Annotated in this window: 12 protein-coding genes; 6 read left to right on the top strand and 6 right to left on the bottom strand. The window is 73.0% G+C overall.

What is annotated here, in order from left to right:
* Nucleotides 1-156: 156 nt before the first annotated feature.
* Complete coding sequence (locus ACFCXS_RS12705; RefSeq protein ID WP_376643258.1) at nucleotides 157-2,049, top strand: FUSC family protein; 1,893 nt, start codon at nucleotides 157-159, stop codon at nucleotides 2,047-2,049.
* Nucleotides 2,050-2,072: 23 nt separating this feature from the next.
* Here the strand turns inward: ACFCXS_RS12705 and ACFCXS_RS12700 are convergent, their stop codons facing one another.
* A complete protein-coding gene (locus ACFCXS_RS12700) occupies nucleotides 2,073-3,026 on the bottom strand; it encodes an endonuclease/exonuclease/phosphatase family protein (protein ID WP_376643257.1) in 954 nt (317 codons plus the stop codon).
* A gap of 531 nt (nucleotides 3,027-3,557) precedes the next feature.
* Here ACFCXS_RS12700 and ACFCXS_RS12695 point away from each other — a divergent pair.
* On the top strand, nucleotides 3,558-3,740 hold the full coding sequence (locus tag ACFCXS_RS12695) for a hypothetical protein (protein ID WP_104779458.1): 183 nt from the start codon (nucleotides 3,558-3,560) through the stop codon (nucleotides 3,738-3,740).
* 9 nt (nucleotides 3,741-3,749) lie between these two features.
* Here ACFCXS_RS12695 and ACFCXS_RS12690 read toward each other — a convergent pair whose 3' ends face one another.
* The 3 genes from ACFCXS_RS12690 to ACFCXS_RS12680 form a co-directional block, all read right to left on the bottom strand.
* Complete coding sequence (locus tag ACFCXS_RS12690; protein WP_376643256.1) at nucleotides 3,750-5,705, bottom strand: ABC transporter ATP-binding protein; 1,956 nt, start codon at nucleotides 5,703-5,705, stop codon at nucleotides 3,750-3,752.
* A 407-nt stretch (nucleotides 5,706-6,112) separates the two neighbouring features.
* Nucleotides 6,113-6,547, bottom strand: a complete 435-nt coding sequence (locus tag ACFCXS_RS12685; RefSeq protein WP_376643255.1) for a hypothetical protein — start codon at nucleotides 6,545-6,547, stop codon at nucleotides 6,113-6,115.
* A complete protein-coding gene (locus tag ACFCXS_RS12680) occupies nucleotides 6,544-7,206 on the bottom strand; it encodes an ATP-binding protein (protein WP_376643254.1) in 663 nt (220 codons plus the stop codon). The genes ACFCXS_RS12685 and ACFCXS_RS12680 overlap by 4 nt, the downstream gene beginning before the upstream one ends.
* Before the next feature lie 244 nt (nucleotides 7,207-7,450).
* Here ACFCXS_RS12680 and ACFCXS_RS12675 point away from each other — a divergent pair, with 244 nt between their 5' ends.
* The 3 genes from ACFCXS_RS12675 (at nucleotide 7,451) to ACFCXS_RS12665 (ending at nucleotide 9,459) form a co-directional block, all read left to right on the top strand.
* Complete coding sequence (locus tag ACFCXS_RS12675; protein WP_376643253.1) at nucleotides 7,451-8,311, top strand: helix-turn-helix transcriptional regulator; 861 nt, start codon at nucleotides 7,451-7,453, stop codon at nucleotides 8,309-8,311.
* A complete protein-coding gene (locus ACFCXS_RS12670; protein ID WP_033310663.1) occupies nucleotides 8,312-8,566 on the top strand; it encodes a DUF397 domain-containing protein in 255 nt (84 codons plus the stop codon).
* A gap of 80 nt (nucleotides 8,567-8,646) precedes the next feature.
* Nucleotides 8,647-9,459: an SAM-dependent methyltransferase gene (locus ACFCXS_RS12665; RefSeq protein ID WP_376643252.1), complete on the top strand. Its 813-nt coding sequence runs from the start codon at nucleotides 8,647-8,649 to the stop codon at nucleotides 9,457-9,459.
* 140 nt (nucleotides 9,460-9,599) lie between these two features.
* Here ACFCXS_RS12665 and ACFCXS_RS12660 read toward each other — a convergent pair whose 3' ends face one another.
* On the bottom strand, nucleotides 9,600-11,012 hold the full coding sequence (locus ACFCXS_RS12660; RefSeq protein ID WP_376643251.1) for a PLP-dependent aminotransferase family protein: 1,413 nt from the start codon (nucleotides 11,010-11,012) through the stop codon (nucleotides 9,600-9,602).
* A 47-nt stretch (nucleotides 11,013-11,059) separates the two neighbouring features.
* On the opposite strand from ACFCXS_RS12660, the gene ACFCXS_RS12655 reads away from it, so the two are divergent.
* A complete protein-coding gene (locus ACFCXS_RS12655) occupies nucleotides 11,060-11,545 on the top strand; it encodes a carboxymuconolactone decarboxylase family protein (RefSeq protein WP_376643250.1) in 486 nt (161 codons plus the stop codon).
* A gap of 34 nt (nucleotides 11,546-11,579) precedes the next feature.
* Here the strand turns inward: ACFCXS_RS12655 and ACFCXS_RS12650 are convergent, their stop codons facing one another.
* On the bottom strand, nucleotides 11,580-13,070 hold the full coding sequence (locus tag ACFCXS_RS12650; protein WP_376643249.1) for a glutamate synthase subunit beta: 1,491 nt from the start codon (nucleotides 13,068-13,070) through the stop codon (nucleotides 11,580-11,582).
* Nucleotides 13,071-13,182 lie beyond the last annotated feature (112 nt).

Genomic DNA, 13,182 nt, shown 5'->3' with positions numbered 1-13,182 from the left:
CCTGATTGCGTACATAAAGAACACCGGTTCCGGGCCGTCCGACACGTTCCGGAAACCTGCCCTCCGGAAAGCCCGCCTACCGTGGGCAGCCACACCCCGCCCGGCCGCCGTCGCCCGAAGGCTCACCCCTGCCCTCGCCGAGACGACAGGAGCTCCGTGTCCCGCCGCATCGCCCCGAAGCTTCCGCCCTGGCTCGCGCACGCCCTGCGTGCCCAGCGGGGACCGGTGCCCTGGAACGCGGTCACGCGGGGGGCCCTGTCCGCCGGGCCCGTCCTGCTCGTGGCCGTGCAGACGGGTCTCACCTCCCTCGGAGTCGTCGCCGCCGTCGCCGCCATGCTCGCCGGGATCAACGACCGGCCCGGGAGCCGGCGCCTGTCGGTCAAGCGGATCGGAGTGCCCGCACTCGGCGGTGCGACGGGCCTCGTGATCGGGACGTACACCGGGCAGGAGACCGGGGCGGCCGTCCTCACCGTGGTGCTCACCGTCGTCGGGCTCGTCGCCGGAGGGATGAGTGCCGTCGGGCCCGTCGCGTCCGCCGCCGGAACGCAGGTGCTGGTCGGCGCCGCGATCGGCGCCGGGATGCCCCTGCCGGAGCCGGGGTGGGAGCGGGCACTGGCCTTCCTCGCCGGCGCGGGATGGCTGCTCGTGCTGCGGCTCGTCCTGCCCACGCCCGGTTCCCTCGCGGGTGACTTCCGTTTCGACGGGGAGCGGCAGGCCGTGGCGGCTGTCTACGCTGCCGTCGCCGATCTGCTCGACGCCGTCGGCGGGCCGGACGCCCTCCGTCGCCGCGCCGCGCTCACCGCCGCCCTCGACCATGCCCAGGACGCCCTCGCCGGGCCCCGGCTGCGGAGGTACGCGTCCTCGTCCGCCGAGCGGCGGCTGCACGCGCAGTACGCCGCGGCCCTGCCCCTCGCGGAGGCCGCCACCGCCCTCGCCTGGGCCGAGGAGCCCGTCGCCGAGCGGGCCTCCGAAGGCCCCCGGCGGCTCGCCGCCGCCGTACGCGGCAACACCCACACCGGGCCGCTGCCCGCACCCTCCCGTTCGGCGCCCGCCCTGCGTGCCCTCGACGACGCCCTCCTGCAGGCCGCCGAGGCGTTCGACCAGGGGCGGGGCGGCGACCTGCACACCCGGTCCCGCAGCGCCCGGGACCGGCTGGGCGCCGTCTTCGGCAGCGCCGGGCGCGAGTACGGGCTGCGCGTCGCCCTCTGCTTCGGCGCCGGCTCCGCCGTCGCCCAGGCGCTGCACCGAGGCCAGTGGTACGGGCAGCACGAGCACTGGTACTGGCTGCCCGCCACGACCGTCTTCCTGGTCAAGCCCGACCTCGGGCCGCTGGCCTCACGCGTACTGAACCGGGCCGCCGGGACCGTCCTCGGGGCGCTGCTGTTCGCCGGGCTCGCCGCCGTCCTGCCCCACCCCGCAGGGCTCATCGCGCTCGTCGCCCTCAGCGGAGCGCTGATACCCGTGGCCACCCGTCACTTCGCCGCCCAGACCGCCGTCGTCACCGTCCTGGTCCTCGCGCTCGTCATGGTCGGCGGCGAGCCCCAGGCCTCCGCCGGCCGGATCGGCGAGACGCTGCTGGCCTGCGCGATCGTGCTGATCGTCGGGCACCTGCCGATGCCGGGTCAGCGCGGCGGGGGAGTGCGCGCCCGGCTCGCGGCCGCGAACGAGGCCGCGAACGCCTACCTCACGCACGTGCTCGACGAGGCCGACGCCCCGCGCATCGGGAACTCCGGCACGCCCTCCGACCACCGCGCCACCCGCTGGACCCTGCGCCGCGAGGCGTACCGCACCCTGGCCGAGGCCCGGTCGGCCATCTCCCGAGCCGCCCACGAACTGCCCGCCCTGGCCCGGCACACGGAAGGCGCGGACGAGGTGGCCGACCTCCTCGAACGCCTCGTCGACACCACGACCGCCTGCGCGGTGCACCTCGACGACACGGGCCGGATCGGGCCCCGCCACCAGGAGCGCCTCGCGACCGTCCTCGCCGAACTCGCCGGACGAGCGGAGCGGGTGGGCCTCCGGCCGCCCCGGACACCCCTGGCCGGCTAGTACACCCGGTACGGTCACCGTGCTCAGCCGCCGACCCGCACCCACACCGGAGCGTGGTCCGATCCCGGCTCGCCCCGCCGCTCGGCCGGGTCCGGGCCGACCGACGGCAGACCGGGCGGGCCCTCGCCCGGCAGACCCGTGCCCGCCGCCGTCGCCCGGCGCACCAGTCGGTGGCTCAGCAGGACGTGGTCGATCAGCTCGCGCCGCCCGGAGTTCACCCGGGACCAGCGCTGCCCGGGCGGGATGAGCGGGGCCACGTCCCACAGCCGCGTCGCATCGCCCCGGTCGGGCCGGTCGTGGCCCGCCGTGCCGAGCTCCGAGCCGGGCGGGCCGAGCAGGATCTGTGTGGTCGCCGCCTGCACCTCGTCGTTCAGGTCGCCCAGGACCGCCACGTCCCGCCCCTGCCCGTCCCCGGCGAGCAGTTGGTCGGCGAGGGCGCGCAGGGCTGTCGCCTCGGCGGTCCGCCGGTACAGGGCGTAGGCGCCGTAACGGGCACGTTCGCCCTCGTCGCGGGGCTGGAAACGGCCGTTCGGGTAGGACAGCAGCTTGGACTTCAGATGGCATACGGCCACCCGCAGCGGCCCGTCCCCGCCCTCGGTCTCGACCGCCAGGACGCCCCGCCCCGCCTCCCCCGCCGTCAGTCCCGAGTCGTCGGCCTGCACGGGACGCAGTTCCGCCGGGAGCGCCCGCGTGTCGGCGACCACCGTCATGGCCGTACGGCTCAGGAACCCGACGCGTATGCCCCGGATGTCCGCGTGCTCGGACACGGCGACATGCCAGTCGTCGTCGAGCATCCCGGCCAGATCCTTCAGAGCCTCCGGGTCCCCGACCTCCTGCACACCGAGCAGGGCCGGATCGAGCTCCGTGATCACGGCGGCGAGCGCCGCGAGTTTCGCCGCGTACCCGGCCTCGTCCTGCGGGCCGTACGGGCCGCCGGGCCGGTAGAGATTCTCCAGGTTCCAGGTGCCGAGGAGCATGCCGGGCTCCTTTCAGAAGCCGACAGTCGGGGTGGTGAGGCCAGGGTGCGCGCCCGGCCCGCCCCACGACAGAGCCGTGACGGGATGTGCGGTTCGGCTCATAGCGCCCTACGACGTCGTCGTACGTCGGCGTGGTGACGCCTTCCGCCTCGAACGGTCCCGCCGAGCTCATCATCAGCGCATGCACCGTCCTGGCGCACGACGATCATGAGCGGATCGGATCGCGGAGGACACCGCGATCGCCCGAGCAAGGCCGCATCTCGCGTCCAGCGCTACGACACCCGACGGCACACGGAGCACCCGAGAGGCGCGCGTCGGCTGTGATGCGCCTGGGGGACGTGAGCACCTTCGGTATCACGACACGTGCGACGACTGATACGGAAAGTGAACACATGCGCCAAGAGGCTGAGAGGTTGGTCACACTTGGCGGTGAACGCGTGTCAAGTACGTCTCAGAACCGTCACTTCGCGAGCCGTTCACCCCATGGTTGGCGTTTAACTCTACGAGTACAGCGCTAGATGGAGGTGCAGGGTGAACGGGCGAACGGTGCTCGAGCGCTTTCCCGCCGGTGGGCCGCGTGGCTCCTGGCCTGCGGAGGAATTCGCGCAGGCGCGGCGCAGCGAGGGCCTGCCCGCCGAGGTCGTCATGGACCTCGCCACGGACATGTTCCTGGTGATCGTGCGCAGCGGGGACGCGGCCGACGTCACGGCCTGACATGTGCCGTCAGCCCGCCTTCGGGGCCGGCACCTTCCTGACCGGCGCGGGTGACGAGGCGAACTGCTCCGCCTGGAGCGCGTACAGCTCGGCGTAGAGCCCGCCGGTCGCCAGCAGTTCGTCCGGCGTCCCCGACTCCACGAGCCGGCCCTGGTCCAGGACGTGCACCAGATCCGCGTGCCGTACGGACGCCAGCCGGTGCGTGATCAGTACGACCGTCTGGCCGCTGTCGGCCAGGGCGCGGATCCGCTCGAAGACCTCCAGCTCGGCCCGGGCGTCCAGGGCCGCCGTCGGCTCGTCCACGATCAGGATGCGGCCCCTGCGATAGGCCGCCCGGGCGATACCGAGCCGCTGCCACTGGCCGCCCGACAGTTCGTGCCCGCCGCTGAAGTTGCGGGCGAGCAGCGTGTCCAGGCCGCGCGGCAGGTCCGCGACCACCGGCTCCGCCCCGGCCTCGGCGATCGACGCGGCCAGCCGGTCCTCGCTCACGGGCACCGACGTACGTCCGAGGGCGACGTTCACCCGGGCCGTGAACGGCCACCGCTTGAAGTCCTGCGCCACCATCGCGATCCGTTCGGCCAGCAGGTGCCGGTCCGCGGTCGCCGCGTCCACGCCGTCCCACAGGATCCGCCCCCGCTCCGGCGTGTAGAGCCCGGCGAGCAGCTTGACCAGGGTGGTCTTGCCGGAGCCGTTCTCCCCGACGAGGGCCACGATCCGGCCCAGCGGCAGGGTGAGGGTCACGTCGTCCAGGGCGGGGCGGGCCGACTCGCCCGGGTAGCGAAAGGTGACGTTCTCGAAGCGGATCTCGCGCGGATCCTCCGGCAGTTGTGTGCCGCCGGCCGGAATCGCCCACTGGTCCGCCTCGGTGTACAGCCGGTGCAGATCGCCGACGAAGAGCGCCTCCTCGTGCAGCGCGTTGACCTCCACCACCAGGGTGTCCAGGCTCTGCGAGCCGGTCCGGATCGCGATCACGGCCGTACCCGCCACCGACAGGGCCATCGCGCCCGCCAGCAGCAGCCCGCCCAGTGTCGCGTACGTCGCCACGGTCGCCAGGCCCGTCCACGCCGCCGCGATCAGGCCGGTGCGGGCGGCGAGCCTCGCCAGGCGGGCCTGCTCGGCCTCGGCCGTCTCCGACATCGCGCGGAAGTGCCGCAGCAGGAAGGAGCCCACCCCGTGCACCCGGATCTCGGGGGCCGCCTCGGGCTCGATCAGCAGGCTGCCGAGCAGCCGGCCCGCGCGGGCGTGCTGCACCCAGGCGTGGAAGGACTCGTAGCGGCGCCGGGCGACGGTCAGCGCGCTCCAGGCGCTCGGGAGGGTCATCGTGACCAGCAGCGGCAGCAGGGCGGGGTGCAGCACGGTCAGCACGCCCGCCGCCGCGACCAGCGAGATCATCGCGTTGATCACCCGCGTCCCGTAGGAGATCATCCGGCGAGCGGAGGCGGCGCCGTACTGCGCGGTGTCCAGCAGCTTGTGGAAGGCGTGGTCCTCGATCGCGGCCAGCTCCACGGCCGCGGCCCGCTCCAGGTACTGCTCGGTCGCCACCCGCTCCACCTTGGGCTCCAGCCGGCCGGTGGCGTAGGTGCTCGCGGCCCGCAGCAGGGCTGCGAGGAACATCACGACGGCCACCGTGACCAGGGCGGGGACGGCTCCGCGCAGCCGGTCGTCGATCGGGCCGCCGCCCATCAGCCGGGCCAGCACGCTGTTCACCGCCAGCAGGCTCACCGCCTGCGCCACGCCCCGGCCCGCCTCCGCGGCCAGTACGATCCGCGCGGCGCCCCGGTCGGCCTGCCGGGCGAGCCGGAGGCTGGCCGCGAGCAGGGACGGCAACCGGGTGATCATGGCGCGGAAGTTCAGCTCCAGGAACGCGTCCGCGTGACTGTTCCAGCCCATGTCGTAGCGCAGCGGCCCACCGAAGAGCAGCCGCTCCGACTCGGACACCTCCGGCGCGGTCCGCTTCTTCGCCACGGTCGACCGACCTCCCCCGCTCGGGCCCGTTCCTGAACGAACGGCCACTATCGCGGGGCGGACACCACCCAGGGCAGGGCGTAACCCGGGGCGCCGGATGCGCGCGGGCGCACGACCCGGCCGAGAGAGGTGCGGGGCGGCGCGGGGGTGTGGGGTGGTGGGAGGACGGGGGCATGCGCTGGGGTCGAGGGGAGCGGCCGGAACCCCGAGGGAGGCGCGCGCCGCCGGTGCGGAGGCCGGTCGTGCGAAGCCAGGTGTGCGCAGGGGAGTGAGTGACGGCCCGGCGTGCGGGGCCACACGTGTGTGGGGGTGGGTGTGCAGAAGGCGTGTGGGCGGCGGCCGGGCGCGGGGCCAGGTGTACAGAAGGCGGGGCGGAGGCCGGGCGTGCGGGTGTGGGCGGGGTCCGTCTACGCGCTGACCGGACGGGACCAGGACGGTGCCGTTCCCGTCGCGCGGCACAGGGCCAGATACAGGGGTATCGGCGGGGTGTACGGAAGGGTGCCGTCCGGGCGGTGGATCAGGTCGGGGATCCCCGGCAGGTCCGGGACGGCCGCGCCGGTGACGTAGCGCGCCGGGGCGGGCCACTCCAGGGCGTGGTCGGAGTCGGACGGCACCAGCCACCACCAGTGCGTCTCGTCGGCGTAGACGCAGCCCACGCGGGGCAGCCGCGGCATGACCTGTGGCCCGAGGGCGGCGGGCACGGCGACCGCGTCACAGCCCAGCGGGGCTGTCATGCCGTCGGGCACGGGCAGCCGCAGGGCCGGACCGGGTGTCCGCAGGCCGCGGCGGACGCGCAGCAGCGTGTCCAGGTTCAGCACACGGCCTCCCGGCCCGGGACTCATGCGTGCCCCCGTTCTCGGCGGCGCTGCTGCGGGGGAACCTCCGGGGCTCCGCGCGTGTGGCGGGCTCGGCGGGTTCCGTCTTCCTCGTCCGAGTCATCGGACGGGCCACGCTTCGGTCGGGCGCCCCAGCCCAGGTCGGCACAGGGCTCGGCCTGATCGTTCGACAGGTCCGCCGCGCGGCGCAGCTCGGCCCAGACCAGCAGCCCGGGGCCGTTCTCATGGGCTCCCCAGGAATGGCAGAGGGCGTCGACGAGGAGCAGTCCCCTCCCGTGCTCCTCCTCGGGCCGTGTCCGGCTGGCGGCGTGGGGCTGGCCAGGGGCGCAGCCCTCGTCGCGCACGGCTATCCGCACCAGGTCGTCACCGTCGTGCAGCTCGCACACTATGTGGGTGCTCGCCGTGTGCACGATGGCGTTGGTGACCAGTTCGGAAACCACCAGGGCCGCGCTGTCGCACGTGTCCTCGCACACCGACCAGCCCGTCAGCCGGGCTCGGGTCAGGCGTCTGGCCTGCGCGGGAGAACCCGGATGTGCGGCCAGCTCGAAACGGAACCGGCGCTCGGCAGCGGCCCCGAGGGGGACCTCTTCCGTGGCGGCGTCAGGCCCGAGAGGGCCTGCGGCGGCGTCTGTTCCTAAGGGCGCGGACGGAATCACGCTTGCCACTATCGCCGCGCCGTGAACACTTGGCAAGTGTCACTCTGAAAATTGCAGAGTGCTGTGTAGCGGTCTGGAAGGCCGTGGCACACTGCTCGCAACAGCACCCCGCGCGGCGCCAGTTGAGATCGTCGAAGATTCGTTCGAAACCTTTGTTCGAATCAGTTCTTCGAAAGGGTCCTCGAATGGCGCCGCCGGGCTGTCAGCGTTCTTTGGTGACCGGCTCGTCAGAACTCTTTCCTGGAGGTGGAGCGTGAGTGAACCGCGGTCCGCGCCGACGGTCGGTCAGGTCGTCCTCGGCCGACGCCTGTTGGACCTGAGGGAACGCGCCGGGATGAAGCGCGAGGAGGCCGCGCGCATCCTCCGCGTCGCCCCCGCCACGGTCCGCCGTATGGAAATGGCCGAGGTCGCGCTCAAGATCCCCTACCTGCAACTGCTCCTCAAGGCCTACGGAATCTCCGACGAGGAGGCCGAGGCCTTCGTCCAACTGGCCGAGGACGCCAACAGGCCCGGCTGGTGGCAGCGTTTCCACGACATCCTGCCCGGCTGGTTCTCGATGTACGTGAGCCTCGAAGGCGCGGCCAGTGTCATCCGCAGTTACGAGCCCCATTTCGTCCCCGGGCTGCTGCAGACCGAGGACTACGCGCGCGGGGTGCTCCGGTCGGGCGCCATCGGCCAGACCCGGCCGGATGACATCGAGCGCCATGTCGCGCTGCGCATGCAGCGCCAGGACCTGCTCACCCGCGAGGACGCGCCGCGACTGTGGGTCGTCATGGACGAGACCGCGCTGCGGCGCTGGGCCGGCGGCCCGGAGGTCATGCGGGCCCAGATCGACAAGCTGCTCGACGCCACGAACCTGCCCAACGTGACGCTGCAGATCGCCCCGTTCGCCAATGGGCCGCACCCGGGCACGTACGGGCCGTTCGTGCTGTTCCGATTCGCCATGCCCGAACTGCCGGACATGGTCTACAGCGAGTACCTGACCGGCGCCGTCTATCTCGACGCGCGCACCGAGGTGGCGACCCACCTCGAGGTCATGGACCGCATGGCGGCGCAAGCCGCTACGGCACATCGCACGAAGGAGATCCTCCGGGATCTCCGCAAGGAGCTGTGAATGGATCGCATCAAGCCGCGCAAACACGTCTACAACGGCATGCCCGCGCGCGACTTGGGCAGCGAAGGCTGGCACAAGCCGTGGAGCGGCGGGAACGGAGGCAACTGCCTGGAGGCGATGAAACTCGCCGACGGCCGGATCGCCCTCCGTCAGTCCACCGACCCGGACGGGCCGGCGCTGATCTACACCACCGACGAGATGACGGCCTTCATCGAGGGTGCCAAGTCGGGCGAGGCGGACTTCCTGCTGTCCTGATGCGTACGTGCCGCATTCTGCCCTCAACTTTTCTACGCTGGTGCTGAATTGACCGCCCATTGCGCCTTACGGAGTGCCTCATGACCGGGCAGGACCCCACGTCGGCCGTCCAGATCGACACGACCAGACCCCATCCCGCGCGGATGTACGACTGGTACCTCGGCGGCAAGGACAACTACCCGGTCGACGAGGAGATGGGCCGGCAGATGCTCACCCTCGACCCCAGGGTGCCGGTGATGGCCCGGGTCAACCGCGCCTTCATGCACCGCGCCACACGCTGGCTGGCCGGCCACGGCGTACGGCAGTTCCTGGACATCGGCACCGGCATCCCGACCGAGCCCAACCTGCACCAGGTCGCCCAGGAGACGGCGCCCGGCGCCCGGGTCGTGTACTGCGACAACGACCCCATCGTCCTGGCCCACGCGGCGGCCCTCCTGCGCGGCACGGACGAGGGCGCGACCGAGTACCTCCAGGCCGACGTGCGGGACCCGGACGCCATCCTGGAGGGCGCGAGGAAGGTCCTGGACTTCAGCCGGCCCGTCGCGCTGTCGCTCGTCGCGCTGCTGCACTTCGTCTCCGACGAGGACGGCGCCCACGAGCTGGTCCGCCGGCTGCTCGCCGAACTGCCCTCCGGCAGCTACCTGGTGATGACCCACGCCACCGCCGACTTCACCCCGGAGGAGTCGAAGGCGGCCACCGAGAAGCTGCGCGCCGCCGGCGTCACCCTGGCCCTGCGTTCCCGCGAGGAGTTCGCCCGATTCTTCGACGGCCTCGACCTCGTCGAGCCCGGAGTCGAGGTGCCCCACCTCTGGCACCCCGAGCTGGGCGAGCCCGTGCCCGGGCAGGACGACGGGGTGATTCCGGGCTACGGGGCGATCGGCCGCAAGGCTTAGGTGTTCCCGGGCCCGCCGGGTTCCGTTTGCGGCGTGCCGAGTGCCGAGTGCCGAGTGCCGAGTACCGAGTGCCGAGTACCGAGTGCCGTGGTCGTGGCGCGCAGCTAGGAGAGGCCTGCGGGACGGCGATTTCGGGCCGGTCACGCAGGAGGCAGCGCTCCGCACAGCGCCTCCAGGGCCGGCCCGTAGGCGTGCTCGGAGGGAGTCGCGTACCCGACGACGAGTCCGTCGCTCACCGGCATGCCGGTCTCCGGGTGCCGGAACGCCGCGAGACCGTCGAGGGCGACGCCCTGCCAGGCGGCGGCCTTGACCGCGGACGCCTCGGTGCCGGGCGGCAGCCGCAGCACCGCGTGCAGCCCGGCCGCGATGCCGGTCGCCTCGATGTGCGGGGCGTGCTCGGCGAGCGCCGCGACGAGCCGGTCCCGGCGGCCGCGGTAGCGCTGCCGCATCCGCCGCACGTGCCGGTCGTACGCCCCCGAGGCGATGAAGTCGGCCAGGCTCAACTGGTCGAGGACGCTCGCCCACGCCTCGCGCTCGCCCTTGGCATCCAGCACGGCGCCGACGTACCGCTCCGGGAGCACCATCCAGCCCAGCCGCACCGCCGGCGACAGGCTCTTGCTCACCGAGCCGATGTGGATCACGTGCTCGGGGTCGAGCCCCTGGACCGCGCCGACCGGCTTGCGGTCGTAGCGGAACTCCCCGTCGTAGTCGTCCTCCAGGACCAGTCCGTCACGCGCGCGTGCCCAGTCGATCACGGCGGCCCGGCGCTCGGGGTGCAGCGGGCCGCCGGTCGGGAACTGGTGCGCCGGCGTGAGCAGGACGGCCCGCTCGCGGGCCAGCCGGTCGACCTGTGCGCCGTTCTCGTCGAGGGGGAGCGGCACGGTCCGCACCCCGGCCGCGTGCAGGATGTCCCGGTGGAACCCGAGCCCGTAGGCCTCCACCGCCAAGGGCCCGCGCAGGACGCCGCCGCCGAACAGCAGCCGCAGGGCGTGCGCGAAACCGGAGCAGACCACGATCCGCCCCGGCGCGGTGCGTACGCCCCGGGCGCGTGCCAGGTACTCGGTGAGCGCCTCCCGCAGTTCCGGCCGCCCTGCGGGGTCGCCCGGCCCGAACACGTCGTTGGGCGCCTGCTGCAGGGCCCGCCGGTAGGAGGCCAGCCAGGCGGTGCGTGGGAAGGCCGAGGCGTCCGGCGTGCCTTGCGTCAGGTCGTGCCGGGGACCACGCGCCCGGGTGGGTGCTTTCCTGGGCACGCGAGCGGCGGGACGCAGCGGCTCGGCGCGCTCGGCGACCCGGGTGCCGGAGCCCTGCCGTGCGGTGAGCCAGCCCTCCGCGACGAGTTCCGCGTACGCGTCCGCCACCGTGTTGCGGGCTACCCCGAGGTCCGCCGCGAGCGAGCGGTACGGCGGAAGCCGCGTGCCCGGAGCGAGCCGCCCGCCGCGCACGGCCTCACGCAGAGCCCGGATCAGCGCCGCCCGGCGGCCGCCCGGCCCGGTGAGTTCCAGATGCAGGTCGGACCCGATCCGCTGTGCCGAATTGACCCATGAATCCCCCATGGAAATGAACTCTACAGCGGGTCTTTCCGGCTCGTAGGTTGAAGGACATGACGACGAACACGAGCACGAAGAGCACCCACGGGACGGCGAACCGGCTGAACTTCGGCGCGTCCGCCCCGAAGGCCTTCCGGGCCCTCATCGCCTTCGACGCCGCCGCTCGCGCGGGCCTCGACCCGGCCCTGGTGGAGCTGATCCAGATCCGCTCCTCGCACCTCAACCACTGCGCGTACTGCCTCCACATGCACACCGGCGACGCCCGCAAGGCCGGAGAGAGCGAGGACCGGCTCCACATGGTCGCCGTGTGGCGCGAGGCCCGTCACTTCTTCTCCGAGCAGGAACAGGCGGCCCTCGCCCTCACGGACGCGCTGACGCTCGTCGCCGACGCCGGCGTCCCGGACGACGTCTACGCGGAGGCGGCCGCGCGGTTCGACGAACGGGAACTGGCCCAAGTCATCGCCCTGATCTGCACGATCAACACGTGGAACCGGGTGGCGCTGTCGACGGGGAAGGTCGCGGGGACGGACGAACGGTGATCCCGCGCCGGGTGGGCGCTGATCGTCCGGCGGACTACACCGCCATGGGCCGGTCGTACGGCCCGATCGGCGCCGGCAGCCTCGAACTGCCCGTCAGATGGCGGTCGACGGCGGCCGCCACCGCCCGTCCCTCGGCGATCGCCCACACGATGAGCGACTGGCCCCGCGCCGCGTCGCCCGCGGCGAACACCCCGGGCACGTTCGTGGCGAACCCGGAGTCCCGCGCGATCGTCCCGCGGGGCTCCATCTCCAGCCCCAGCTGGTCGACGAGCCCGTCCCCCCGGTCGGGTCCGGAGAAGCCGAGGGCGAGGAGCACGAGATCGGCGGGGAGCGTCCGCCCCGTGCCGTCCACCGCGCGGCGCCGCGCGTCCACCTCGACCAGGTGCAGCGACCGCACATGCCCCCGCGCGTCCCCGTCGAAGCGCAGCGTGGACGCCGCGAACAGCCGCGCGTCCGCGTTCGCGACGGGAGCGGTCCGCAGGTCACGGGCCTCTTCATGAGCGGCGGACAGCCGGTAGACCCGCATCGGGTACGTCGGCCAGGGCTCGGTGTCCTCGTCGCGCTCCGCGTCCGGCAGCGCGTAGATGTCCAGCTGGGTCACGGACGCCGCGCCCTCCCGGACCGCCGTGCCCAGACAGTCCGCCCCGGTGTCGCCACCACCGACGATGACCACGTGCTTCCCCGCGGCCGACAGCGGAGACGTCTGCAGATCACCCTCGCGCACCCGGTTGGACAGCGGCAGGTACTCCATCGCCTGGTGGATCCCGGTCAGCTCCCGCCCGGGCACCTGGAGTTCACGCCAGGCGGTCGCCCCGGTGGCGAGCACGACGGCGTCGTAGCGGGTGCGCAACTCCTCGGCCCCGATGTCCCGCCCGACCGCCGTCGACGTCCGGAACTTCGTCCCCTCGGCCCGCATTTGCTCCAGCCGCCGCTCCAGATGGTGCTTCTCCATCTTGAACTCCGGGATGCCGTACCGCATCAGTCCGCCGAGCCGGTCGTCCCGCTCGTACACGGCGACCGTGTGCCCGGCCCGCGTCAGCTGCTGGGCCGCGGCCAGCCCGGTCGGGCCCGAGCCGATCACCGCGACCGCCTTGCCGGACAGCCGCTCCGGCGGCCTCGGCGGGGTGAACCCCTCCTCCTGGGCCCGGTCCGCGATGGCACACTCGACGTTCTTGATCGTGACGGCCGGCTGGTTGATCGCCAGCACACACCCCGCCTCACACGGAGCCGGGCACAACCGGCCGGTGAACTCCGGGAAGTTGTTCGTCGCGTGCAGCCGGTCGGAGGCCGCCCGCCAGTCCTCCCGGGAGACCAGGTCGTTCCACTCGGGGATCAGATTGCCCAGCGGACACGCCTCGTGGCAGAAGGGGATACCGCAGTCCATGCAACGGTCGGCCTGCTCGCTGATGATCGGCAGCAGCGCCCCGGGGACATAGACCTCGTCCCAGTCGCGCGCCCGTTCCTCGACCGGCCTGCGCGGCCAGTCCTTGCGGGGCGTGGTCATGAAACCCTTGGGATCGGCCATGGCCGTCTTCCTTGCGTGCGCGTGTGCCGGGCCGTACGTCGTCGGGCCGCACTCTCCTCGTGCGTCGTGCGTCGTGCGTCGTGCGTCGTGCGTCGTGCGTCGTGCGTCGTGC

Source organism: Streptomyces sp. NPDC056373 (assembly GCF_042262425.1).
Taxonomy (GTDB): Bacteria; Actinomycetota; Actinomycetes; order Streptomycetales; family Streptomycetaceae; genus Streptomyces.
The sequence above is the reverse complement of the archived record's forward strand: the minus strand, read 5'-3'. Positions and strand labels throughout refer to the sequence as shown.